Here is a 24,977-nt window from a genome sequence, read left to right as displayed (position 1 = left end):
TATCAATTTCCAGTCATGGCGGGCGGCGTTAAAAGATGAAGGACAAGAGGTGCGCGATATAGCCGTAGACCGAAACGAGGATCAGTTTCAGGATCTGGATGACATAATCCAGCGCATCTACAACGGGTTGGATGACAGGCAAGAATTTGGCCGCTTCGGGGCGAATGGCGATCAGGTTCAGGCCAAGCACGCTTTTGAACATCATTTGCAAGCCGAACCCAAGGCCAAGGCCGGACAGGATGGCCGTGCGGATCTGCGGGCTGATTTGATAGCTGATGATACCCGAAGCGATGATTGTTGGAATGACAAAGCCAAGCGGGCGGATGGCAAAGGCATAGCCGATCAGCACCACAAGGGCGAGGCCGAGGTTCATAAGCGCAGGGCCGCGGGGCCATTCGACCTCGGGGTCGGGGCGCAGAACCATGACACCAGCACACAGCAGGGTGGCCACGGCAATGATGTAAGGAAATATCCGCGGGCCAACGGGGTCTGACATAAAGCTGGAACGGATGGTCGTGGCGCTGAGGATATACCCCAGCGCCACAACGATCATGACCAGACCAAAAATCCGGTCACTGCGCATTATTGAATAACCCCGATTTCCTTGGACAGGACAACGGTGTCAGCGATCACGCCATCAACCCAAGACTGGAAGTCGCCGCCCACCTTGGTGAAGGGGGCCAGACCGTTTTCGGCCATGGCCGCTTTCCACTGGTCGGATTCAGCAACAGCTTTCAGGCGCGCGCCCCATTCATTGAACTGGTCGTCGGAAATACCCTTTGGCACGTAAACGCCACGCCAGTTTACGGCGACCACGTCAAAGCCTTGCTCGCGTGCGGTTGGGATGTCTTCAAAACCCGGAACACGCTCTTCGGTCAGCACTGCCAACACGCGCACATCGCCCGATTTCACGAAACCAACGATTTCCGACATGTCGCCGGTCATCGCTTGGGTAAAGCCGCCAACGGTTTGGGTGATTGCATCTGCGCCACCGTCAACACCGATATACTTGACCTTGGTGATGTCGTTGAAACCAGCCGCTTTCATGATCTGCAACGGCTTCATGTGGTCAAAGCCGCCAACAGCCGAACCGCCTGCAAAGGCAACCGAACCTGGATCAGCTTTGATCGCCTCAACCATGTCGGACAGGTTTTGGAACGGGCTGTCCTTGGCCACAACGATCACGCCTGGATCGGCACCAATGGCGCCGACAAAGCGAACCTGATCGGCGGTCATGCCAGCAAAGGCGTTCTGTGCCAGACGGGTGGTGGTGGCGGACGATGCCGCGACGATCACGTCAGGGTCTTCGTTATGGTCGGCCACAACAGCGGCAAACGCCACGCCGCCACCGCCGCCTGCCATGTTGGTCACTTGCATCGGTGCGTCAATCGCCTTGATTTCATACAGGATGTTGGCGATTTGACGGCAGGTGAAATCCCAGCCGCCGCCGGGGTTGGCGGGGGCGATGCATTCTGTGGCAAAGGCGGAAGATGTGGCCATTGCCGACAGCAAAGCAGAGGTGCCAAGCACCTTGAACATAGTCGTTTTCATTTGAGTCCTCCCAGACTTTTATGCGTTCGGGCGCGGTTACGCTGGCCCTTGCAAGCGCGACGTTTACCGTCAAAGCTGACACTAACCTGTCATGGGTGTGGGGAGTCAAAAGAAACGTGCGGTTTTTGCTGGTCGAGGATAGTTTGGAACTGGCAAGGTCGGTGTGCGATTTGCTGGCGTTGGACGGGCATGGCGTAGACCATGCGGCCACGCTGGCCGAGGCGCAGGACTGTTTGCGCGCGGCATCTTATGATTTGATATTGCTGGATATTATGTTGCCCGATGGCGATGGTCGCGCATTCTTGCAGGCGCAGCGGCGGGCAGGGCATGACACGCCGGTCATCGTGATGACGGCCCGCGCGGCGGTGTCGGACAGGGTCGATGTGCTGGACAGCGGGGCCGATGATTATATTACCAAGCCCTTTGATTTTGCCGAACTAGAGGCGCGTGTGCGGGCCGTTTTGCGCCGCAGGGGGGGCGCGGCACAGACCGTGCGAATCTATGCCGACCTGTCGTTCAACCCGCTGACGGCCACGGTGACCATCGCCGGAGAGGCGCGGGACCTGCGCAACCGCGAGCTGCGGTTATTTGAAATTCTGCTAGGCGCACCCGACCGGATTTTCAGCAAAGACCAGCTGTGTGACCGCCTGTTTTCCTATGCCGAAACCGTCAGCGACAACGCAATAGAGGTGTATGTGGGGCGGTTGCGCAAGAAACTGGTGGGATCGGCGGCGCGGATAGAAACCGTGCGGGGGCTTGGGTACAAGTTGACGGGCGGATGAGGGCGTTTTTACCGAATGGGAGTTTGCGGGCCAAACTGGTGGTGCAGTTGTTGGCAGTTGCTGCGGTGTTGGCGGTGGCGTTGTATTTCACCGTGCGATCCACGGCGGATCGTGCTGCCGAGGCCGCGCAGGATGCGATTTTGGGGGCGGCCACGACATCAATTGCCGAACAATTGCGCGCGACCGAGGATGGGATTGAAGTGGATTTGGCCTATGCCACCTTTTCCATGCTGGGGGCTATGGGGCAGGACCGCTTGTTTTACCGCATTGATATTGCCGGTGAAACGGTGACGGGATACAGCGATTTGCCGCCCCCTCCGGCGCGGCCTGCATCGCTTGCGCCCGAGTTTTATTCCAGTCCTTATCTGGACGCAGACCTGCGGATTGCGGCTGTGGCGCGCAGCATTGTGGTGGGGAAAGGGCCGGTGCCTGTGTTGGTGCTGATCGGGCAAACGCGGCAAGGCCAAGCGGCGATTGCCGACAGTCTGGCCAACCGTGCCGCGTTGATCGGGGTGGGGTTTTTCGTGTTGGCGGTGCCGTTAAGCCTGTTGTCGGCGGGGTCGGTGTTCAACCCGATCAACCGTTTGGCCGAAGCCGTGGGGCGGCGTGGCCCGCGCGATTTGCGCCCCGTGCGTCACCCTGCGCCGCGCGAGCTTGCGCCCTTGCTTGGGGCCTTGAACGGGTTTGTGGCGCGGTTGCGGGGGGCGCTCTCGCAAACCGAAACCTTTATTGCCGAGGCCGCGCATCACATCCGCACGCCTTTGTCGACGGTGCGGACCGAGGCGGAAATTGCCCTGCGCCAATCAGAAGATGAGCCGACGCGGGTGCGCCTGCGGTCGATGATCCGCGGGGTAGAGGCAAGCGCGCGGTCGGCTAGCCAATTGCTGGATCATGCGATGGTGTTGTACCGGTCGGACCAATTGGAACGGGTTGAGGTGGATTTATCTGCCGTTGTGCGCAACGTGGCCCGCGCCTTTGAGCCGACGGCGGAATTGCGTGAGGTGTCTTTGATTGTGACGGGCGGTGATGGGGCGTTTATGACGCAAGGCGATCCGTTGTTGATTGAAAGCGCGCTGCGCAATCTGGTGGACAATGCGATCAAATATTCAGGGACGGAAACCGAGGTGCGTATCGGGCTGTCACGGGAACACGGGATGGTGCAGGTGAAGGTGGCCGACCAAGGGCGCGGTTTGTCGGGGGCGAGCATGGCGCAGCTGGCCGTGCGGTTTACCCGTGGCGGGAATGTGGGGGATGTGGTGGGATCGGGCCTTGGGCTGACGATTGTGACCGAGGTTGCGCAGGCCCTTGGCGGGCAGTTTGATTTGCGTGAAATGGAAACGGGGGGCACATGCGCCAGCTTATCCTTGCCAGCGCTTTAAGCCTGTGCGCCTTTGCGGTGCAGGCGTTCGAGGTTGAGGACGACCGCGTTTTTGGCACGGGCACGGGCGCCGAAATTGCCGTGTTGTCGACCACCGACACCGAGATTTTCGCGCCTTTGATAGAGGCGTTTTTGACGCGCAACCCAAATCTGCGGCTGCGCTATGTCGTGGCATCAAGCCAAGAGGTGTACCGCGCGATACGCGATGAGGGGGCGGCGTTTGATTTGGTGATTTCATCCGCGATGGATTTGCAGATGAAGCTGGCGAATGACGGGTTTGCGGCGGGGTATGAGTCAGACGCGGTGGCTGCATTGCCAAATTGGGCGCGGTGGCGTGACCGCCTGTTCGGATTTGCGTTGGAACCCGTGGTCTTGCTGGCATCGCGTCGGGCGATGGCGGGGTTGGACATGCCGCGCACACGGCGGGATTTGATTGATTTATTGCGCGCCAATCCAGGGCGGTTCAACGGCCGGATTGCGACGTATGATCCGCATGTGTCGGGGGCGGGCTATTTGTTCGCGACCCAAGACGCGCGGCAAACCGATGCGTTTTGGCGGCTGGCCGAGGTGATGGGGCGGTTGAATGCGCAGCTTTATTGTTGTTCGGGGGCGATGATTGATGATCTGGAAAGTGGGAAGCTGGCGATGGCCTATAACGTCGTGGGCAGTTACGCGCTGACGCGCCTGCCCGATGCACCCGATATCGAGGTGATCGAGCCTGAGGATTTTACGGTGGCCCTATTGCGCACGGCCTTTGTGCCGAAGGGGGCAGTGCAGGGGGCGTTGGGGGGCGCGCTGTTGGATTTTATGTTGGGGCCGCAGGGGCGGGCCTTGATTGACGGGGTGGCCGATTTGCCGCCCTTGGACCAAACCGCCCTTGCGCCGCATTTGCGACCCATCCGGTTGGACCCGGGGTTGTTGGTCTATTTAGACCAGATCAAGCGGCGGAACTTTTTGGGGGAGTGGGATGCGGCGATGACGCAGCCCTGAGGCGGGGAAGGGAGTGGGGGCGCTGCCCCCTGGCCCTTGTGGGCCATTCCCCCCGGGATATTTGTGCCGAAAAGAAAGCGGGGTGGTTTGATTTAGGGGCGTTTGCGTCTGTTGCCCGCCATGAGGGCGGCGCCGATGATAAGGGCGGCACCGAAGTAGAGGCCAGTTGTTGGCACTTCATGGAACACGAAATACCCGACCGAGACCGAGAGGATGAGTGAAGCATAGCCCAAAGGGGCGATCACACCTGCATCGGCCCAGTAATGTGCGCGCATGAAGCAGAACTGTGCGGTTTGGCTGAACAGGCCGATGGCGACGAGAATCGGCCAATGGGCACCGGGCGGCTGCCAGAAATAGGCGGCAGGGATAAGGGCGGCAAGGGACAGGCCTGCGGTTTGCCAGATCATTTGGGCCAAGGCGTCTTCGTTGCGCAGGCGGCGCAGGATGATGACGGCGATAGTGCCCGCGACAACGGATGCAAACAGCGCCGCCAGCCCGCCAAGCGAGGATGCGCCAAGGCTGAACGGATCGACGGCGATGGCGACACCGATCAGGCCGATGCCGCCTGCCAACCATTGTTTGGGCAATATGCGTTCGCGCAGCAGCCATGCTGCCAGCGTCATCATCAGCAAGGGGCGGGTGAAGTTGACGGTGGTAAACAGGGCAAAGGGCAGCTTGGCCACGGCAAAGAAATTGCCCGTCATGGCGATGGTGGACAGCAAGGTGCGCATCACTTGCAGGCGGGGATTGGTTAGGCGCACCATGCCGCCATTATAGACCACAAACGGGACCAAGAGGGCGAGACCCACCAGCGCGCGGACCAGCACGATCTGGATCGGTGGCAAGTCCATGCCCAGCGATTTGGCGATCGCAAGCGCCCAGACGTTGAAACACATGTCGGTCAGCAACCACAGCGCGCCGCGCCGGTTGTCACGGGCGGGCCCTGTGTCGGGCGTGGTGTGCGGGGCCGTCAGGCGGGGGATTATGGCCATTTAGCGGGACCGGTCCAAGGGGGCCGTCAAGTTGGCCATCAGGCGAAAGGCCCCGGGCACCAGCGCCTCCATTTGCAAATGCAGGATCAGGGCACAATGGTGGTGTTGGCCTGCGCCGAACTGGCCTGACAGCAGCGCACCTTGGTGCGGGGCCTCATCTGGGTCGGCCATTTGCAGGACGGGGCGGTAGGCCGCATCCCAGCTTTTGGCGAAATAGAGACCGCGTTCTTTGACCCATCCTGCCCAGTCATCTGGAGTGATCCGGTTGGGCGCGTTGAGGAGGGGATGATCGGGGATCAGGTGGGTCACGGCTGCGCCTGCATCGGTGACGCGAAAGCGCAGGCTGGGTTTGCCGATTTCAAGCGGTGCGGGGGCAGTATGGGCGGCATCCCAATTGTCCCAAGGACGGTGGTACAGCGTCAAAAGCGTGCCACCGTGTTCGACCCAATCGCGGATGGCAGGCATCAGGGCACCAAGCGCAGGGCGGAACCGCAAGGCAAAGATGCCGATGACAAGGCTGTCATAGCCTTGCAGCATTGACGGGATCAGGGCGGTATCTGGCAAAGCCGTTACATCCGCCCCCATTGCGCGCAGCCAATGGTCAACGCGGTCATTACCGCCGCCGATATAGGCGATGCGGGCAGGGGCAAGGGCAACATCGGCCACGCGCAGCCGAAGCGTGGCAGGGGCAGGGGTTATCAGCGGGCCAGTATGGGGGTGATCGCTGTGGCTGACGGTTTGGGCCGGTTGGTCGCCCAGCGTGACTGGCAAGGTGAACAGTTCTGTTTCGGGCGCGATGGGTGTCAGGGTCAGGCCGTCTGCGGTTGGCGTTTGGGTCCAGCCTTCAGGCGTTTGCAGACTTGCCCCTTGGGTCAGCTGTAGGGGGATGGGTTGGGGCGGGCCTGCGCTATTGAAAAATACGGCTGCGGGGTCCACCGATGCGCGGTGTTTGGGCAAGACCAGCAATTGCCGTTCAGGGGGCAGATGCAAGGTCGCCGTGATGCCTTCATATGTCATCGTGACCGCAACCGCGACCGGTCCTTGGGGGGCATGGGCATGGTGGGTCATGGGATAGGGATTAAACGGCGCGGCATCATCGGGCAGGGTGATGCTGTCATCGGTGCTGTGCCAGCCCTGCGGCAGGTGCCATGCTGCGTGCAGGTGGCAAGTAGGATTACGGGCGATCAGGGTCAGGCTGGCCGGAACGGTTTGCCCCGGTTCGGCAAGATCAACACCAAGCCGCGCGGTCAGTCGCGCGCCGCATGCAAGAAACACAACCCGCGCAAGTTGCGCCGCTGTGCGGTCAAGCCGGTGCAAGGCATAGGGTTGATGGCGCTCTTGGCATTGGTGGCGGGTGGTTTTTACATGCCGCAACGCCGTAAAGGCATGGTGCAGCACGCCGGATGTATCGGGATAGGCCGCAACGCAGGCCTGAAGCGCCGTATCGAGCGGCACCGCCCCCGCGTTGCCAGGCAGCAAGTCATCATAGCAATTGGGCAGGTTGTCGGTGATTACCGCCTTTTTGCCACCCTGATCCGACCCTACAAAACTGCGCGCCAGATGCAGCGGCCAGCCATTTGGCATAACCCCCGCCGTCCAGCGGCCCATGCCTTGGGTGGCGTGGAAGACGCGCGATTGCTGGCCGATCTCGGGCCATGTCCAGCCCGAAGGGGGCTCATGCCCTGCGCCTGCGACATGAACTGTTGCGGGCGGCGGGGGCAGGTCATCATCATAGGCGTCGCCTGCGCCGGACCATGCGGGCAGGTAGAGTTTGGCCACCTGCCACGGGTCGCCTGCCGCGTCGAAATCGGGGTCGGCGGCGGCGTCCATCGCCTCATGTGCCACTTGGGTCATGGCGCGGTGGTGGCCGTGCTGGCCGGGGATATCCAGAAAGGTCGGGCATAAGATGTCGGGGCGGTCAGCGCGGATCGCCTCGACCAGCCGCTTTAGGGTATGCGCATGGCCCCAGCGGCCAAGGGTTTCAACACCCGATTTGGAAAAGCCGAAATCGGTGATCGGATCGGACGGCGCATCGGACAGCCAGTACATCGACAGGCCAAGTACATCTGCCGCCCCGTGCATTTCCGCCGTGCGCAAGGTGCCAAGGGCCGCCCCTGCCTTGCGTCCGATGTCGTTTTGTCCGCCTTCGCCGCGCGTGGAACAGACATAGGAGACCGACAATCCGTCGCGAAAGGTCAGCGCCGCCAGCATGCCGCTGATTTCATCATCAGGATGTGCGCCGGAATTCATGAAACGGACCAACCCGCGCAAGGGTTGCAGCGCGCGCCATAACATAAGGCCTGCAGGTTGCGTGGTTTGGGCGCGGATGCGGGCGGCGTCTGTCAGGGGCATGGCGGGCTTTCTGTTGCGGCGATGTCAGGTGCGCGCGCATCAAGGCGCGGTGTCACGGTATCATGGATGACAAGGGCTGCGGCCCCAAAGGCGGCGGTCAGCGTGCCGGAGGTGCCGCGCAACACACGCGGGTTGCGGCGCCCCGAATGGCGCGCAACCGACCCAGGCGGTAAGGATAGCCGCGCGATCAACAGGTCGATCAGCGCATCCGGCAAGGCCCCGCCCAACACCGTGCATTGCGGATCAAACAGGTTTTCCAAAAGACCTATGGCGCGCGATAATGCTTCGGCTGCGGTGTCGACCCACACCATCAGGTCCTGATTCTGGTTGGCCAATAGCTGCACCAAAGCCGCGTCTAATCCGGTCCCATCTGGCGGCAGCGCGCCCATGGCAATCAGGTGGCGCTGGACGGACAATCTGCTGGCATATTGTTCCAGACAGCCAGCATTGCCGCACTCACAGATCAACCCGCCAGGGTGGACGATGATATGCCCGACCTCGCCCGCATTGCCAAAAGCCCCGCGGATCGGTTGGCCTTGGGCCACGACACCCAACCCCAAACCTGTGCCGAAATAAAGGAACGCATAAGACGACAGGCCAGACGCCGCCCCTGCCATGCCTTCTGCCAAAGCCGCCGCAGTTGCGTCTTTGTCAAAATGCACGGGCAGGCCGAGCGCCGCCTCTGCTTGCAGTGGAATTTGGGCGGGGTCCCAATCGGGCAAGGCCGTTGGGCCAACCCCGCTTAGGCCATCCACCCCGAACGGGCCAGGAATGACCAAACCTGCCCCCAAAACGGGCATATGCGGCATATGGGCCTGTGCCAGCATGGCCATTTGGCCCAACACATGGGCCGGATCGGTTTGCGCCAGCGGGATTTGGCGGGTTACCAGCGCCGTGCCCCCCAGATCGGTCAGCACCATGGTCAGCGTATCGGGCCGCACCTCGAACCCCAAAACGGCGGCACCTGATGGGTTGAAGGCGTAGACCACCGGCGGTTGCCCCCGCGCCGCGCGCCTGCGCCCAGTCGGCACGACCAAGCCTTCGGTCACAAGTTCGGCCATCAAATTGGACACCGTCTGAGTCGATAGTCCCGATGCCTTTGCGATCTCTGCCCGCCCCGCAGGCTGCCCGCGCAGATATCCCAGCACCACCCTGCGATTATGCGCCTTGGTCTTTTCAGCGTTTTTTCCGGCGATTTGATGGAGGTGAAAGGACAAGGGGCCGCCTTAACTCAAAGCATTTGATTTAAATATTGATCTTTGTCGCGAAGGCGTCAACACTTCTGTCACGTTCATGGCTTTTGGCCGCGCTGGGGTGGCAAGGGCTGGTTTTGGGGGGCGCACATTGGGGCAGCCCGTTTTGCGAGAGGTCAAACATGCGAACATTTAAGGCGTTCACCTATGCGGCGGCAACCAGCTTTGCGGCGCTTGTCGCTGCGGCACCGGCCAGCGCGGTTGAGATTGAGTATTGGCAGTATATCTTTGACGCGCGCATCACCGCGATGGATGTGCTGATCGACAATTTCCAAAAGGCCAATCCAGATATTACGGTCAAGCAAAGCACATTCCCATATGCCGATTACCGGACCAAGGTTGCCGCCGCCATTCCGGCAGGCGAGGGGCCGGATGTCGTGCAGCTGTTTTATGGCTGGTTGAACGACTACGTGCAAGCTGACCTGATCCAGCCGCTGCCTGCCGCGAATTTCCCCGCCGACAAGATTGAGGCCGAGTTTTTCCCGATGGTGCGCGCGATGAAAATCGACGGAAATTATATGGCGCTGCCTACGGCTGTCCGCTCGCTTGCGTTGTTTTACAACAAGCGCATGTTTGCCGAGGCAGGGCTAACGGCACCACCTGCCAATTTGGATGAGCTGGTGGAAATGGCGGCCAAGATGACCACCAAAGACGGTGCCGGTAACATCACAGCCGAAGGGCTGACCAGCGGCATGACCGCCCAAGACCACCATTGGTGGCGCGAAGTGGTGCTGCGCCAGTTTGGCGGCGCACCCTATTCCGACGACAATAAAACCGTGACCTATAATTCTGAGGGCGGTGTAAAAGCGTTGCAGTTTTATGCTGATTTGGAGGCCAAGCATGGCGTGACCAAATCGACCTTTATGGATGAACCCCAAGCCGCGTTCAAAGCGGGGCGCGCGGGCATGCATATTGACGGGTCGTTCCGCATTGGCGCGCTGAAAGATACGCGCGGCCTTGATTGGGGCGTGGCCGAATTGCCTGCGGGGCCGGACGGGACCAAATCGAACTATGCCAGCTACTGGGTGAACGCGATCACAACCAAGGCGCAGGGCGAAAAATACGACGCTTCGGTCAAGTTCATGGAATACATTACCAGCGATGAAGCGATGCAGATCTGGCTGGACACCGTTGGCGAATTGCCCGCCAAACCATCGGCGGCGATGACCGATGCCAACCTTGCCGATCCGGTGTTCGGGCCGTTTGTCGCAGGGCTTGGTTATGCCAACACCACTGTGTTCGTGGATGAAAGCGGGCAACGGCAGGTGTTGGTCGACGCAATCAGTCGCATGATGCTTGAGGGGCAATCCGCCGCTGATAGCCTTGCTGCTGCGGCAACCGCAGAACAGGTCATTCTGGATGGCTATTATAAAAAGTAATCAAACCTGATGCGAGGTTCGGGCAATCCGAGCCGCGCCATTCGGGACGAGCTGTCGCTTGGGGCCTATGTCGCTGTATCGTAACCTTTCGATCCGCCAAAAACAGGTGGTCTGGGCTTGGGGCTTTTTGGCCCTGCCTATCGTTTTTTACTGTGTCATCCGGTTTTACCCGACCTTCAACGCCATTGTCCTGAGTTTCCAAAGCTGGAACCTGCTGGGCCCGCGCGAATGGGTGGGGTTGGATAATTATGCAAAGCTGTGGGACGATCCGGTGTTTTGGAAGGCGTTCCGCAACACGTTCATGTACCTGATCCTTGGCACCCCCATTTCCTTGGTGATCAGCTTTGTGATCGCCTACCATCTGGACAAAACCAAGCTGCTGCATGGCACGTTGCGCGCGCTTTATTTCCTGCCCTTCCTCACCTCGACCGTAGCGATGGCATGGGTGTGGCGCTGGTTTTACCAACCTGTGCCGATTGGGTTGTTCAACAATTTTCTTGCATCAATGGGCATTGCGCAAATCGACTTTCTGAATTCCACCAGCAATGCCCTGCCGTCCATCTTGCTGCCCGCGATCTGGGCGGGGCTTGGCTTTCAGATCATCATTTTCATGGCAGGATTGCGCGCCATTCCAACCAGTTACTATGAAGCCGCGCGGATTGACGGTGTGTCAACCTGGACAATCCTGTGGGAAATCACGCTGCCGTTGTTAAAGCCGACAATCGTGTTTCTGGTGGTGTTTTCCAGCATCGGGTTTTTGCGGATATTCGATCAGGTGTTCAACATGACCACCAACAATCCCGGCGGGCCATTGGACAGCACCAAACCGCTTGTGTTGATGATCTATCAAACCGCATTTTCCAGTTTTGACATGGGTTATGCCGCCGCCCAAACCGTTGTGCTGTTCGCGATTTTGCTGGTCGTCAGCCTGATCCAGTTGCGCGTGCTAAGGGAAAAGCCATGACCGATATCCGCGCCAGCGCTGACAGCCTGATGAAGGGCCAATCCAGCGCCCGTGCGGCCAAGGGGCCGCGCGACCCTTATGCCGTGCTGCGCTGGACGTTGCTGGCCATGGGCGCGATCGTGATGGTGATGCCGATTGTCTATATGCTGTCGGCCAGCATTAAATACCCGTTTGAGATGTATGATCTGAACATCATCCCCAAGGAACCGACCTTTGAAAACTATACCTATGTGCTGTCAGACGGGCGGTTTTTGCGTTGGTTCGGCAACAGCTTTCTGATTGCCACGCTGACCACCATTTCGGCCGTGTTTTTCGATGCGCTGGTGGGTTATGCGCTGTGCAAATTCACCTTTCGCGGCCGCACCTTTATGTTTATCGCCATTTTGTCGACCCTGATGATCCCCACCGAAATGCTGGTGATCCCGTGGTATCTGATGTCAAAAAGCTTTGGCTGGCTGGACAGTTATTGGGGCATCATGTTTCCAGGCATCATGACGGCCTTTGGCACGTTCTTGATGAAACAATTCTTTGAAACGGTCCCCGATGATTTTCTGGAAGCCGCGCGGATCGACGGGTTGAACGAGTTTCAGATTTGGTGGTCGGTGGCCTTGCCGCTTGTCGCCCCAGCCCTGAGCGCGCTGGCGATTTTCATCTTTTTGGGCAATTGGACCGCGTTTTTGTGGCCGTTGATAGTGACCAATTCCCAAGACCTTTACACCCTGCCTGTGGGCCTGACGACGTTCAGCGTCGAACAAGCCGTGGAATGGGAACTGATTATGACAGGGGCCGCTTTGGCCACAATCCCCACGTTGATCGTGTTCTTGCTGTTCCAGCGGTACATCATTCGCGGCGTGGCAATGGCGGGGCTAAAAGGATGACCGACAACAGTATATTTCCAGACCCGGTTTACCGTGACACGGTGCTGCAACCCTTGTTTGACGCGGCCAAGCAGCATTATGCGGGGCCGGTGCGGGTGATCAACCGCGCGCATCTGGTGATGTTGGCCGAAGAGGGGATTTTGCCCCGCGATGTAGCCCGCAAAATCGCACAAGCCTTGGTCGCGATTGATGCCGACATCGACGTGGCAACCCTGCGCTATACCGGAGAGCATGAGGATTACTTTTTCCTTGTGGAGGCCGAACTAAAACGCCGTCTTGGCCCCGATGTGGCAGGCGCGTTGCACACCGCAAGGTCGCGCAATGATATGGACCATACGGTGTTCAAGATGGTGCTACGGGATAAAACCGATGCGCTGCTGGCCCAGATTATGGGGCTTGCGATTGCGCTGCTTGAAACGGCCCAGCGCGAGCGCGATACGCTGATCGTGGCCTATACCCACGGCCAACCCGCACAGCCCAGCACCTATGGCCACTATCTTGCGGCGATGCTGGAGGGGCTGATCCGCGATGGTCAACGCTTGTGTGATGCGCGCGAGGCTTTGGATTATTGCCCGATGGGGGCGGCGGCGATCACCACGTCGGGCTTTCCAATCAACCGGCATCGCGTGGCGCAATTGTTGGGCTTTGCCGAACCGCTGCGCAACTCCTATGGCTGCATTGCCAGTGTGGATTATGTCACAGGCCTATATTCCGCGATCAAGCTGATGTTCCTGCATCTGGGGCGCGTGGTGCAAGACATGCAATTTTGGAGCGCATTTGAGGTGGGGCAGCTTTATGTGCCCAATGCGATGGTGCAGATCAGTTCGATCATGCCGCAAAAGCGTAACCCCGTGCCGATTGAACATTTGCGTCATTTGGCAAGCATGACCGTAGGGCGCTGTGATTCAGTTGTGAACACCATGCACAACACCCCCTTTACCGATATGAACGACAGCGAAGGCGAGGTGCAGGTCGCGGGCTATGCAGCCTTTGACAGCGCGGGGCGGGTGCTGAGTTTGCTCCATGCCCTGATACCGGCGTGCAAAATCCAAAGCGATAGGGTTGCAGCCAACATGGACGCGGCCTGCGTTACCGTCACCGAATTGGCCGATACACTGGTGCGCCGCGAAGGATTGAGCTTTCGTCAAGCGCATGAAATAGCAGCAATAACCGCGCGGGATGTGTTGTCGCGTTCGGTGCCGCTCGGGCAGGGATACGCCGCATTTTCCACCGCATTTTTGGCCGAGACAGGGCGAAAGCCTGCCTTGGATAGCCGCGGTTTTGCCGTCGCGGTCAGTGCTGAAAACTTCATCGCACAGCGCGACCGCTTTGGCGGGCCAGCGCCTGCCGCTTTGGAGGCAGCGTTTCAGCACTATACCTATGAAATGGAAGAAAGCGTCGAAGTGAACCGTTTGCGCGCGGAGCGGATGGCAAAGGGCCATCACGACCTGAACGCTGCATTTGATGCCTTAAGGATAGAATAGGTTATGGCCACTGTAAGTTTACAAAACCTGCGCAAAACCTATGGCAAAACCGAGGTGCTGCATGGCCTGTCGCTGGATGTGGCCGACGGCGAATTTGTTGTGCTGGTGGGCCCGTCGGGCTGTGGCAAATCCACGACGCTGCGCATGATTGCGGGGTTAGAGGATGTGTCGGGCGGCGAAGTGCGCATTGGCGGCCAAGTGGTGAACCATCTGGAACCCAAAGACCGCAATATCGCCATGGTGTTCCAAAACTATGCGATTTATCCACATATGACGGTGCGCAAAAACATCGGCTTTGGCCTGCGCCGCGCCAAAATGCCCGCCGCCGACAAGGCCCGCCGGATCGAAGAGGTCGCAGCGATCCTGTCGATGACCGACTATCTTGACCGCAAGCCGGCGCAGCTCTCGGGTGGTCAGCGACAGCGTGTGGCCATCGGCCGTGCGATGGTGCGCGATCCTGCCGTGTTTTTGTTTGATGAACCTTTGTCGAACCTTGATGCACAATTGCGCAGCCAGATGCGGTTGGAGATCAAGAAATTGCATCAGCGGATGCATACCACGATTGTTTTTGTGACCCATGATCAGGTCGAGGCGATGACTATGGCCGACCGGATCGTGATTATGAAAGACGGGCATATTCAACAGGTCGGCACACCGGCAGAGGTGTTCCACCAACCTGCAAACATCTTTGTGGCGCAGTTTATCGGCGCGCCGTCGATGAACCTGTTGGCGGGGCAGGCGGTTGCGGGCAGCATTACGGTTGCAGGCCGCAGCCTTGCACGTGATGCGGGGCAAACAGGGCCAATCACGGTTGGCATTCGCCCTGATGATCTGCGCGTGACCGATGGGCCCAGCAGCTTTGAAGGTCGCGTTGTGCTGTTGGAACCCTTGGGGGCCGAAACCTTGGCCTATGTCGATATCGGCGGGCAAGAGGTGGTCGCGCGCGCCGATGGCCGCAATCCGCCTGCGTTGGGGGCGGTGGTGCAACTGCATGTGGCCCCCGAAAACCTGCATTTGTTTGACGGCGACGGAAAGGCTGTGGAATGACGATTAAGCAAGGTGTTGCACCCAGATTACGGGGCAAAAGGGTGCTATGCGCGGGTCGCCTTTATTGTGATCTGGTCATGGGCGGTTTGCCCACCGCCCCGATTGCGGGGCAAGAGGTTTATGCCGATACTTTGGCGATGACGGCGGGGGGCGGGGCCTATATCACAGCGGCTTATCTTGTGGCTTTGGGCCGCGAAGTGGGCCTGTCCGCCCTTATCCCTGCCGAACCCTTTGCCGGCCCGATTGCCTCGGAACTTGCCGCCGCGGGGATTGACCTTGCGCCTTGCGCCTTTGCCCCGGCAGGCCTTGACCCACAGATCACCGTCGCCTTGGTCATGGGCGATGATCGTGCCTTTGTCACCCGCCGCAGCGGTCCTGCCGTGCCCAGCGATCTGCCCGATCTGATCGCTGCTGGTGGCTATGATCACCTTCATATCGGCGAACTGGCAACCCTTGCCGAGATGCCCGATATCGTCGCCCGCGCCAAGGCCGCGCATATGACCGTATCGGTCGATTGTGCATGGGATACACAGGTTCTGGCCCGTGGGGATTTGGTTGACCTGCTGGCAGGTGCCGATGTGTTTTTGCCCAATCGGGTCGAGGCCGCGGCCTTGGCACGCCACGCGCCGCTTGCCGCCTACGCCCCGCTTGTTGTTGTCAAGAATGGCAAAAACGGAGCCGAGGCGTTTGCGCAAGGTCATCAGACCCATCGCCCCGCCTTGCCCGTGAAGGTCGTCGATACGGTTGGTGCAGGCGATGCGTTTAACGCAGGGTTTCTGGATCGCTGGTTAGACGGCGCAAATTTGACGGAATGTCTGGATGCAGGCGCACGGGTGGCAAGCGTGGCCTTGGCCCGCCAAGGTGGCGCGCGGGGGGTGGAACGGTTGGCCCGCCACCGCGCAGCAGCAGAATAACGCAGTGGGGGCGGGTTTACCGTTTCAATGGGCTGCGTCTCGTCCTATGATATACCCATGCCATCCGCTGAAACATATGCTAGCCATACAATTGATATCGTTGAAAGTTATTGCAAAATGTCGTTAAGACTGTTCACGTGTTCCTGTGCAATTTCTGCCATCCTTTGCGCCGCACTGCCCGGCTTTGCCCAAGACAAGACTGGCCTGAATCTGGATCAGACTGCCACGGGCCAACCTGGTGGCGTGGCGCAATTTGATATGGCACAAGCTCTTTTTGCCCTAGCTGTGGCGCAAAAAGATGCGATTTTGGCGCTGACCGCCGCGCGGCTGGCCGCTGGCGTTCAGATGACGGATGTGGAACGTGACGGCGCGCAGACCATTCCGGACCCGTTGACGGACGGCCCCGATGCCGCAACCGCCCCCGCAGATGCTGCGCAAATGTTGATCGCGGCGCGCAGTCTTGCGGCCGATGATGATATCTTGATGGTAGTCATCGAAGAGGCCGAGGCCGAAGGTCCCCACGGCCAGACCAGCGGTGCAGAGCGCCAGTTGAATGCGCTGCCTGCAGGCGCTGTGGATACGTGGACCGTACCGTTTTTTGGCGGGTCCTTGGCTGAAATCGGGGTCAAAGGGGATGGCGACACGCCGCTTGTGGTGTCGGTGACAGATGGAAACGGCAATCGGATCACCTGCCCCGCACGGGATAGGGACAGGTTCTATTGTGATTTTGTACCACATTGGAATGGGTATTTCACCATTTCAGTGTCCAATACGGGTGACAAGATGAACAGTTACTACCTGCTAACAAACTGATTTAGAACTGAAAAGCTTACCTTAATTGGGCTGGCCCATTACTTACTTCCCGAATTTCCCGCGCAACGCATCGGCAAAAGGGTTCGCAGCCCCGACCGATTTAGGCGCGCTTTGCATTTGCGCAGGTTTTGGCGCGGCTTTGGGGGATTGTCTGTCTCCCTTGCGCTCGGCGGCTTGCTCGCGGGCTTCGCCGCTGTCTTTCTTCATCGTCAAACCGATGCGTTTGCGCGCCACATCCACCTCGACCACCCGCACCTTGACCACATCGCCGGCCTTGACCACCTCATGCGGGTCGGACACGAACTTATCCGCCAATTGGCTGACATGGACCAGCCCGTCCTGATGCACGCCGATATCGACAAAGGCGCCAAAGGCCGCGACGTTGGTCACGGTGCCTTCCAACATCATGCCGGGTTTCAGGTCTTTGATATCATCCACGCCGTCTGCAAAGGTGGCGGTTTTGAATTCGGGTCGCGGGTCGCGGCCCGGTTTTTCCAGTTCCAACAGGATATCTTTGATCGTGGGCAGGCCAAAGCGCGCATCGACAAAGGCCATCGGGTCCAAGGTCGCCAGTTTCGGTGACCCCATCACCTCGCGCAGGTCACGCCCGCAAGCAGCCACGATTTTGCGGGCGACATCGTAGGCTTCTGGGTGAACGGATGAGGCGTCAAGCGGTTCCGTCCCGCCCGTAATTCGCAAAAAACCCGCCGCCTGTTCAAATACTTTCGGTCCCAGCCGCGCGACTTTCAGCAAATCACGGCGTTTGGCAAAGGGGCCATTAGCATCGCGGTGCGCCACAATCGCCTCGGCCAAACCTGGCCCCACGCCAGACACACGGGCCAGCAAGGGGGCCGATGCTGTGTTCAAATCCACCCCAACCGCGTTCACCGCATCCTCGACGACAGCCTCCAATGATCGGCCCAAACGGTGTTGGTCCACGTCATGCTGATATTGACCCACGCCAATCGCTTTAGGTTCGATTTTGACAAGTTCAGCGAGCGGATCCTGCAATCTGCGGGCAATTGACACCGCGCCACGTATGGAAACGTCAAGATCGGGGAATTCCTTGGCGGCAAGTTCCGACGCGGAATAGACCGAAGCGCCTGCCTCGGATACGATAACCTTGGTTGGTTTTTTTGCGATGGCTGGCAGAACGGCCAGCAGATCGGTGACCATTTTTTCGGTTTCACGGCTGGCCGTGCCATTGCCAATCGCGATCAGCCCGACACCATGCTTGCCGATCATCTGGGCGAGAGTCACTTGTGCACCGCGCAGATCGTTTTTCGGTTGGAACGGATAGACCGTGTCATGCGCCAGAAGCTTTCCCGTGGCGTCAATGACACAGACCTTAACGCCTGTGCGGATGCCGGGATCAAGCCCCATCGTCGCCTTGCCGCCCGCAGGGGCCGCTAACAGCAAATCCTTGAGATTGCGGGCAAAGACCCGGATCGCCTCGGCCTCGGCGCGGTCACGCACGTCGCCCATCAGGTCGAGCGTAAGAGAGGTTTTCAACTTGATCCGCCACGCCCAAGCAGCGACCTCTCGTAGCCAGACATCGCCTTTGCCCGTGCCGCCCGCCTGCAAGGCAGCACCGCAGCTTGCCTCACACGGTGACTGGCCGCGCGGGGCATCGGGGTCGACTTCCAGATCCAACGTCAGAAAGCCTTCGTTCCGGCCCCGCAGCATGGCCAAAACGCGGTGCGACGGGGCGGAGTGCCACGGTTCGGAATGGGCAAAATAATCGGAAAACTTGGCGCCTTCGGTTTTCTTGCCCGCAACAACGGTCGCCGCCAATCTGCCCACCGATTTCATATGGTTGCGCAGACGGCCCAGCAAGTTGGCATCTTCGGACAGCCCTTCGGCGATGATATCGCGGGCACCTTCAAGGGCGGCTTTGGTGTCGGCTACCTCGGCGTTCAAAAAGGCCTCGGCGAGGACCAAAGGGTCGGCGGCCCGATCTGCCAAAATTCCCTCGGCCAAGGGGCCAAGCCCGTTTTCGCGCGCAATCATCGCACGGGTCCGGCGTTTGGGTTTGTAAGGCAGGTAGATGTCTTCCAGCTCGGCCTTGGTGGTGGCTTTAGTCAGGCTGGCGGTCAGATCATCGGTCAGCTTGCCTTGCTCGGTGATCGACGACAAAATCGCCGCGCGCCTCGATTCCAATTCGCGCAGATAGACCAACCGTTCGGCCAAATTGCGCAGCTGGGTGTCATCAAGCCCACCTGTCACCTCTTTGCGGTAGCGGGCGACAAAGGGCACGGTGGCCCCGCCATCCAATAGGTCCACAGCCGCAACGACTTGGGCCGGGGTGGCGGCGATTTCGGTGGCAATCAGGCGGGCAATACGGGCGGCAAGGTCTTGGGTCATGGTATCCGGATCCTAAGGGAAGCCGGACCATAGCCAGCCCGCGCGCCGGGGCCAAGACCTTAGATCAAGGGAATCAGCGGCACGCCGCCCCCACAGGCCGAAAGCAGCGTCAAAAGCGTGAGTGCGAAGACCGTTTTCATGGTTCTATCCTATTCAAAGCAAGTTCAAACCCTACGCGAATGCGGCCTGAAAGCGAGGACAATCGACAAGTATGAAGGGGATGGTACCACGTCCCCGGCTCGAACGGGGGACCTCTTGATCCACAATCAAGCGCTCTAACCTACTGAGCTAACGCGGCACTGAGGGCGATTTAGACCGGGTCAGGGATGAATGCAAGACCCTTTGCAGCGCTTGTAAGGCGCGCTTGTTCAGTTTATGCGGGAAAAAACCAACTTGGTCAGGGAATAGGTCATGGGTATCGACAAACAAAGCGAAGTTGCGGCCAATTTACAGATTGGGCCCACCAGCCTTGGGATGGTGCGGATTTATGTCGAAGGCGAGGGGGTAGACTTGCCCCTTGATTTCGATCCGGAGGAGGCCGAGGAAATTGCCGAGGAATTGCGCGCAGCGGCGGCGGCGGCACGGGCGATGGGGGACGGTGTGGGCAAGAAGCGGCGGTAATCTGCGCAGATGACCGCGTGCGGTCATCTTTGTAACGTTTTGAAAGCGAACGGATTTCCTGTTTTTATTTACCCAATATTAACTTGCGAACAGGCACGGCCAAGCACCGACCATCTGCGCCACTAAAGCTGCCTGTTTTGGGGGCCAGCCTGTCAGATTTCAATGCGGTTTTGACTTGGGGCAGGGTCGCGATAGTATTGCAAGCGCTGGGCAGCGGTGCGGGCGAAGATCTGGGTCACCGACTTGCGCCGCGCGCCTGCCAGTTTTGACACGGGGCCCATGCGAACAAGGTCGCCGTCATAGGCATCGGCAAGGATGAGGCCCGTGCCCTCTGGCAGCAATTCGACCGGAAAATCAGTATCAACCGCCCAGAAAAAGCGATCACACCAGTCCAGATAGCCCTGCCATTTACGGTCTGTCTGAAAATCTAGGCGTGACGATTTGCATTCAATAATCCAGACCTCGCCTTTTGGTCCCAGCGCCATGACATCGACGCGCAGACCCGAGGTCGGCACCAATTCTTCAACACAGGCAAAACCAAGGCTGGCAAGGTGGCGGCAGGTGCCGCGCGCGAGTTTCTGGCCGGGTGTCAGGGTTTGGGGCAGCGGAATGATGTGCATCGCGCTAATTTGAACGAAGGGGGAACGTTTGGCAAGGTCGCAAGCACTGGACCTTTGCCAAGGGCGGGCATAGCGTTGTGTGCAAAGGAGACTTGCCATGACCAACCCGCTTTTGTCCGATTGGGCCGCCGAATTTGCCCTGCCACCCTTTGGCGCGATCGAGGATACCGATTTCGGCCCTGCCTTTGATGTGGCGCTGGAGCGCGAGCGCGTCAATATCAAGGCGATTGCCGAAAACCCTGCCACTCCCGATTTTGCTAATGTGATTGAGGCGATGGAACTGGCCGAAGGTGATTTGGACCGTGTGGCAGGGGTGTTTTACAACCTTGCAGGGGCCGATAGCACACCCGCGCGCGAGGCGTTGCAACGCGATTTAGCGCCCAAGATGAGCGCGTTTTCATCCGAGGTGACGAACAACAAGGCGTTGTTTGCGAAGGTGGAAGCGGTCTGGGCAGCGCGTGACGGCTTGGTGCCGGAGCAGTTGCGGGTGCTGGACCTGTACCGCCGCATGTTCATCCGGTCTGGGGCACAGTTGGAAGGTGACGCAGCGGCGCGGTTGACCGCCGTTAAGGCGCGGCTGGCGGTGTTGGGCACAGCGTTCAGCCAAAACCTGCTGGCGGATGAGCGCGCGTGGTTCATGGAAGTGGCCGAGGCCGACCTTATTGGCTTGCCGGATTTCGTTGTGGCCTCGGCACGGGCCGCAGGTTCGGAAAAGGGTGTATCCAACCCCGTGATTACGCTGAACCGGTCGCTTATTGTCCCATTTTTGCAATTTTCGCCGCGCAGGGAGTTGCGCCAACAGGCCTATGCGGCATGGGTTGCGCGGGGTGAAAACGGCAACGCCAATGACAACCGCGCGATTGCGGCGGAAACGCTGCGCTTGCGCGACGAGCGGGCGCATTTGCTGGGCTATGCCAGTTTTGCCGATTTCAAGCTGGAGCCTGAGATGGCGAAAACCCCCGCCGCCGTGCGCGATTTGCTGATGCGGGTGTGGGAACCTGCCAAGGCCCAAGCGCTGCGCGATGCCGAGGTGTTGGAGGCTATGATGCACGCGGATAGCATCAATGGCGCGTTGGAGCCGTGGGATTGGCGCTATTATTCCGAAAAACGCCGCAAGGCCGAGCATGATTTGGACGAGGCGGTGTTGAAGCCTTACTTGTCGCTGAAGGCGATGCTGGCCGCGCAGTTCGATTGTGCCAACCGTCTGTTCGGGTTGGAGTTTCGGGAATTGGAAGTGCCGTTGTATCATGCCGATGCGCGGGCCTGGGAGGTGACGCGCGGGGGCAAGCATATCGCCGTGTTCATTGGCGATTATTTCGCACGCGGATCGAAACGGTCGGGGGCGTGGTGTTCGGCCATGCGGTCGCAGAAGAATTTGGGCGGCGAGGTGCGGCCCATCGTGGTGAATGTGTGCAATTTCGCCAAGGGCGATCCGGCGCTGCTGTCTTATGATGATGCGCGGACGTTGTTCCATGAGTTTGGACATGCGCTGCATCAGATGCTGTCGAATGTTACCTATGGGTTTATTTCGGGCACATCCGTGGCGCGGGACTTTGTAGAGCTGCCAAGCCAGCTCTATGAGCATTGGCTGGAAGTGCCGGAGGTGCTGGAAAAACACGCGCGGCATGTGGACAGCGGGGCGGCGATGCCCGCGGACATGCTGAAGCGGTTATTGGCGGCCGGCACCTATGACCAAGGCTTTGCGACGGTTGAGTTTTTGGGGTCGGCCTTGGTGGATCTGGCTTTTCATGAGGGGGCGGCGCCGGCCGATCCGATGGTGATGCAGGCCGAGGTATTGGCCGATTTGGGGATGCCGCATGCCATCGGCATGCGCCATGCGACCCCGCATTTTGCCCATGTGTTTTCGGGGGATGGCTATTCGTCGGGCTATTATTCCTACATGTGGTCCGAGGTAATGGACGCCGATGCCTTTGCCGCATTCGAGGAGGCGGGGGATGCGTTTGATCCCGAGGTAGCAGCGCGGTTGGAAAGGTTCATCCTGTCGGCGGGTGGGTCGCAGGACGCCGAGGCGTTGTATATGCAGTTTCGCGGGCGGATGCCGGGGGTGGAGCCGTTGTTGAAGGGGCGCGGGTTGTTGGACGTAGATTGAAGCGGCCGAGCGCTGGGGGTCACACCCTCAGCCCACCGTGAGGTATTTAATCCAAGATGAATGAGCGCGGTTTTCGCAGCTGTGACGGAGGGTGCCCGAAGGCGCGGGTGAACGCACGGCTGAGGGTGGATTGGCTGGAAAACCCAGTGCGCAGGGCAATGTCGGCGAGCGGATGGTGGGTGTCGGTGATCAGGCGGCGGGCGGCGGCGAGGCGCAAGGTGAGGGCATAGGCGGCGGGGCTTTGGTTCAGCGTGTCGCGAAAGAGTGTCTCCAAGCGGCGGGGTGACAGGCCGAGGTTGCGGGCAAGGGTGGCGATGGATTCGGGGGCATCGAGCGTCGCCTCCATCCGCGCGATTGCGTGGGCGATGCGAGGGTCGAGGCGCGGGCGATTGCTTTGGGTTTGCGGATCAGACCCGTCGCGCGGCGTGGTGATAAAGCTGGCAGCGACTTGGTGGGCGAGGGCCGTGCCGTGGCGTTGGGTGATCAGATGCAGCATCAGGTCGGCAGCGGGGGCGGCACCGCCTGCGGTAAAGCGGTTGCGGTCGATGACAAAGCGGTCTGGCACCACCTCAATTTCGGGGTGGGCGGCGGCGAGATCCTCAAAGTCTTCCCAATGCACGGTGGCGCTGTATCCGTCTAAGAGCCCTGCGCGGGCCAGCACCCAAGGGCCTGCATCGATGGCCCCAATTGCCGCAAAACGGGGGGCTGCGCGGCGCAAGGTGGCGATGAGGGGGCGGGTTGCCACCTCGGCTTGTTTGAAACCTGCAATGACCACCAGCGCATCGGCGCCTGTCGCCTGATCCAGCGTGCCCGAAGATGGGAGTTCGATGCCGCAGGTCAGGGGGACGGGGCCACCTTCGGGGGTGACGATACGCCAGCGGTAATCTGTCGTGCCCAAGTGGCGGTTGGCCGCGCGCATGGGGTCGAGCGTGCTTGCCACCTCAAGGATCGACGCCTGCGGCAGGACTAGCACCGCGAGGGTGAGGGGGGCGGTTGAGGGGGCGAAAATAGTTGCGGGTTTTGCCATGTATCCTTCGTAAATTGCAAAACAGGCTTTGCCAAGCCCGTTAAGCTGAACGCAATCAAGGAGGAACACCCATGCCGCTGCAAATGAACCGCGACGTTTTCATCACCTGTGCCGTGACCGGATCGGGGGGGACGCAAGACCGTAGCCCGCATGTGCCACGCTCGCCCCAGCAAATCGCCGAGAGTGCGATTGCGGCGGCAAAGGCGGGGGCGGCGGTGGTGCATTGCCATGTGCGTGACCCCGAAACCGGCAAGCCGAGCCGCGATCCTAAGCTTTACCGCGAAGTGACGGAGCGGATTCGCGATTCTGACACGGATGTTGTGCTCAACCTGACAGCGGGCATGGGCGGCGACTTGCTGTTTGATGGCACGGAAAAGATGGGCCAGATGGCGGCGAGTTCCGACATGGCGGGGGCCGAGGAGCGCGTGGCGCATGTGGTGGAATGCCGCCCCGAGATTTGCACGCTCGATTGCGGCACGATGAATTTTAACGAGGCCGATTATGTGATGGTCAACACCCCCGGCATGCTGCGCGATATGGCGCGGCGGATGGTAGCAAGCGGTGTGCGGATTGAGATTGAGGCCTTTGACACCGGCCATTTGTGGCTGGCTAAGGAACTGGCAAAAGAAGGGATTATCCCTGATCCGGTCTTGGTGCAGCTGTGCATGGGCGTGCCGTGGGGCGCGCCCGATGACATGAACACCTTTATGGCGATGGTGAACAATGTGCCCGACAGTTGGCATTGGTCGGCATTTTCCATCGGGCGCAACCAGATGGCCTATGTTGCGGCATCTGTTTTGGCGGGGGGCAATGTGCGGGTCGGGTTGGAAGATAACCTGTGGCTGGACAAAGGCGTGCTGGCGACCAATGCGCAATTGGTGGAACGCGCGGTGGGGATCATCACCGCAATGGGCGCGCGGGTGATTACGCCTGCCGAGGTGCGCACGCGGTTGAAGCTGGAAAAACGGGCGCCGGTCGCGCGGTGAGGGCGGTTGCGGGTTTGAAGGGGGGCTGCTTTCCTAAATGCAGAATGCACGCAGGTTATATCGTATGCTTTGCAGCGCAGTAAAATGGCATAAGCGCACCGCGTTGCGCGTGGTGTGCCCCATTTAGAAAGGTGCATATATGGTTGAGTTGCTTTTTTTTGTGTTTGTGATCGCTGGTATTGTTGCCCCGCTATTTGCGCGCAACTGGAATATGTGGGGCGTGATGTTGGGTGTCGGGATTGCCGTGTTGATCGGTTTGTTTGAACTGATGAAATACAGCTCAAAAGGCGCATGGCTTGAAGATACTGTGTCATTTTTGGTTGTGGCCACGGCGGCTTGGTTCGGGATCTGGGGGATGGCCATTCAGGCAGTGGTTTTGGTGCGTGGGCCGGATCATGTTTGGTCAACGCGCGCGATTGGATGGGGCATGATGGCGGTGGTGACCGTCCTTGCCCTGCTACAGACTTAGGCA

At 59.7% G+C, this 24,977-nt stretch carries 22 protein-coding genes and 1 tRNA gene; 14 read left to right on the top strand and 9 right to left on the bottom strand.

All coding sequences use genetic code 11. The features are described 5' to 3' along the window. Positions 1 to 28 precede the first annotated feature (28 nt). Positions 29 to 583, bottom strand: coding sequence for a tripartite tricarboxylate transporter TctB family protein (locus G560_RS19475; protein WP_022705176.1), 555 nt, complete (start codon positions 581 to 583; stop codon positions 29 to 31). Further along, positions 583 to 1,551 (bottom strand): Bug family tripartite tricarboxylate transporter substrate binding protein, encoded by a 969-nt coding sequence (locus G560_RS0115290; protein ID WP_197082853.1) that lies wholly within the window; start codon positions 1,549 to 1,551, stop codon positions 583 to 585. The genes G560_RS19475 and G560_RS0115290 overlap by 1 nt, the downstream gene beginning before the upstream one ends. 116 nt (positions 1,552 to 1,667) lie before the next feature. On the opposite strand from G560_RS0115290, the gene G560_RS0115285 reads away from it, so the two are divergent. The 3 genes from G560_RS0115285 to G560_RS0115275 are packed head-to-tail and all read left to right on the top strand — an operon-like array spanning position 1,668 to position 4,701. Further along, positions 1,668 to 2,333 (top strand): response regulator transcription factor, encoded by a 666-nt coding sequence (locus tag G560_RS0115285; protein WP_022705174.1) that lies wholly within the window; start codon positions 1,668 to 1,670, stop codon positions 2,331 to 2,333. Further along, complete coding sequence (locus G560_RS0115280; RefSeq protein WP_022705173.1) at positions 2,330 to 3,712, top strand: sensor histidine kinase; 1,383 nt, start codon at positions 2,330 to 2,332, stop codon at positions 3,710 to 3,712. The genes G560_RS0115285 and G560_RS0115280 overlap by 4 nt, the downstream gene beginning before the upstream one ends. Further along, a complete protein-coding gene (locus G560_RS0115275) occupies positions 3,682 to 4,701 on the top strand; it encodes an ABC transporter substrate-binding protein (protein ID WP_022705172.1) in 1,020 nt (339 codons plus the stop codon). The genes G560_RS0115280 and G560_RS0115275 overlap by 31 nt, the downstream gene beginning before the upstream one ends. A gap of 92 nt (positions 4,702 to 4,793) precedes the next feature. Here G560_RS0115275 and G560_RS19470 read toward each other — a convergent pair whose 3' ends face one another. Genes G560_RS19470 through G560_RS19465 form a run of 3 tightly spaced genes read right to left on the bottom strand, consistent with a single transcriptional unit; the run spans position 4,794 to position 9,262 of the window. After that, positions 4,794 to 5,693, bottom strand: coding sequence for a DMT family transporter (locus G560_RS19470; RefSeq protein WP_022705171.1), 900 nt, complete (start codon positions 5,691 to 5,693; stop codon positions 4,794 to 4,796). After that, positions 5,694 to 8,045, bottom strand: a complete 2,352-nt coding sequence (locus tag G560_RS0115265; RefSeq protein WP_028914154.1) for a PIG-L family deacetylase — start codon at positions 8,043 to 8,045, stop codon at positions 5,694 to 5,696. Next, entirely contained in the window at positions 8,036 to 9,262 is a 1,227-nt protein-coding gene (locus G560_RS19465; protein ID WP_022705170.1) for an ROK family transcriptional regulator, read from the bottom strand. Before G560_RS19465 ends, G560_RS0115265 begins: the two co-directional genes overlap by 10 nt. A gap of 158 nt (positions 9,263 to 9,420) precedes the next feature. Between G560_RS19465 and G560_RS0115255 the strand changes: the two genes are divergently transcribed. The 7 genes from G560_RS0115255 (at position 9,421) to G560_RS0115225 (ending at position 16,777) form a co-directional block, all read left to right on the top strand. Beyond that, positions 9,421 to 10,677: an extracellular solute-binding protein gene (locus tag G560_RS0115255; RefSeq protein ID WP_028914153.1), complete on the top strand. Its 1,257-nt coding sequence runs from the start codon at positions 9,421 to 9,423 to the stop codon at positions 10,675 to 10,677. 67 nt (positions 10,678 to 10,744) lie between these two features. After that, complete coding sequence (locus tag G560_RS0115250; protein WP_022705168.1) at positions 10,745 to 11,641, top strand: carbohydrate ABC transporter permease; 897 nt, start codon at positions 10,745 to 10,747, stop codon at positions 11,639 to 11,641. Beyond that, positions 11,638 to 12,519, top strand: coding sequence for an ABC transporter permease subunit (locus G560_RS0115245; protein ID WP_022705167.1), 882 nt, complete (start codon positions 11,638 to 11,640; stop codon positions 12,517 to 12,519). The genes G560_RS0115250 and G560_RS0115245 overlap by 4 nt, the downstream gene beginning before the upstream one ends. Further along, positions 12,516 to 14,003 (top strand): argininosuccinate lyase, encoded by a 1,488-nt coding sequence (gene argH / locus G560_RS0115240; protein ID WP_022705166.1) that lies wholly within the window; start codon positions 12,516 to 12,518, stop codon positions 14,001 to 14,003. The genes G560_RS0115245 and argH overlap by 4 nt, the downstream gene beginning before the upstream one ends. A gap of 3 nt (positions 14,004 to 14,006) precedes the next feature. Further along, complete coding sequence (locus G560_RS0115235; protein ID WP_022705165.1) at positions 14,007 to 15,050, top strand: ABC transporter ATP-binding protein; 1,044 nt, start codon at positions 14,007 to 14,009, stop codon at positions 15,048 to 15,050. Further along, entirely contained in the window at positions 15,047 to 15,964 is a 918-nt protein-coding gene (locus G560_RS0115230) for a carbohydrate kinase family protein (protein ID WP_022705164.1), read from the top strand. Before G560_RS0115235 ends, G560_RS0115230 begins: the two co-directional genes overlap by 4 nt. Before the next feature lie 117 nt (positions 15,965 to 16,081). Beyond that, the gene (locus G560_RS0115225; RefSeq protein ID WP_155947323.1) at positions 16,082 to 16,777 is read left to right on the top strand and encodes a hypothetical protein; all 696 of its coding nucleotides are present in this window, start codon (positions 16,082 to 16,084) and stop codon (positions 16,775 to 16,777) included. A 42-nt stretch (positions 16,778 to 16,819) separates the two neighbouring features. Here the strand turns inward: G560_RS0115225 and G560_RS0115220 are convergent, their stop codons facing one another. After that, positions 16,820 to 19,141, bottom strand: coding sequence for a Tex family protein (locus G560_RS0115220; protein WP_022705162.1), 2,322 nt, complete (start codon positions 19,139 to 19,141; stop codon positions 16,820 to 16,822). Positions 19,142 to 19,362: 221 nt separating this feature from the next. After that, a tRNA-His gene (locus G560_RS0115210) sits at positions 19,363 to 19,439 on the bottom strand. Positions 19,440 to 19,552: 113 nt separating this feature from the next. Between G560_RS0115210 and G560_RS0115205 the strand changes: the two genes are divergently transcribed. Next, positions 19,553 to 19,762 carry a DUF6324 family protein gene (locus tag G560_RS0115205; protein ID WP_022705161.1) on the top strand — a complete coding sequence of 70 codons (210 nt, stop codon included), beginning with the start codon at positions 19,553 to 19,555 and terminating at the stop codon, positions 19,760 to 19,762. Between the two features lie 152 nt (positions 19,763 to 19,914). Here G560_RS0115205 and G560_RS0115200 read toward each other — a convergent pair whose 3' ends face one another. Beyond that, a complete protein-coding gene (locus tag G560_RS0115200; protein ID WP_028914151.1) occupies positions 19,915 to 20,382 on the bottom strand; it encodes an MmcB family DNA repair protein in 468 nt (155 codons plus the stop codon). A 97-nt stretch (positions 20,383 to 20,479) separates the two neighbouring features. Between G560_RS0115200 and G560_RS0115195 the strand changes: the two genes are divergently transcribed. Continuing rightward, the gene (locus tag G560_RS0115195; protein WP_022705159.1) at positions 20,480 to 22,492 is read left to right on the top strand and encodes a M3 family metallopeptidase; all 2,013 of its coding nucleotides are present in this window, start codon (positions 20,480 to 20,482) and stop codon (positions 22,490 to 22,492) included. A 46-nt stretch (positions 22,493 to 22,538) separates the two neighbouring features. On the opposite strand, the gene G560_RS0115190 is transcribed toward G560_RS0115195, so the two are convergent. Continuing rightward, on the bottom strand, positions 22,539 to 23,519 hold the full coding sequence (locus G560_RS0115190) for a GlxA family transcriptional regulator (protein ID WP_022705158.1): 981 nt from the start codon (positions 23,517 to 23,519) through the stop codon (positions 22,539 to 22,541). Between the two features lie 71 nt (positions 23,520 to 23,590). On the opposite strand from G560_RS0115190, the gene bcoG reads away from it, so the two are divergent. Both bcoG and G560_RS0115180 read left to right on the top strand, forming a co-directional pair. After that, a complete protein-coding gene (gene bcoG, locus G560_RS0115185) occupies positions 23,591 to 24,505 on the top strand; it encodes a 3-dehydrocarnitine:acetyl-CoA trimethylamine transferase BcoG (RefSeq protein WP_022705157.1) in 915 nt (304 codons plus the stop codon). 139 nt (positions 24,506 to 24,644) lie between these two features. Then, positions 24,645 to 24,974, top strand: coding sequence for a hypothetical protein (locus tag G560_RS0115180; protein ID WP_022705156.1), 330 nt, complete (start codon positions 24,645 to 24,647; stop codon positions 24,972 to 24,974). Positions 24,975 to 24,977 lie beyond the last annotated feature (3 nt).

This window comes from Pseudorhodobacter ferrugineus DSM 5888, assembly GCF_000420745.1.
Taxonomy (GTDB): domain Bacteria; phylum Pseudomonadota; class Alphaproteobacteria; order Rhodobacterales; family Rhodobacteraceae; genus Pseudorhodobacter; species Pseudorhodobacter ferrugineus.
The sequence above is the reverse complement of the archived record's forward strand: the minus strand, read 5'-3'. Positions and strand labels throughout refer to the sequence as shown.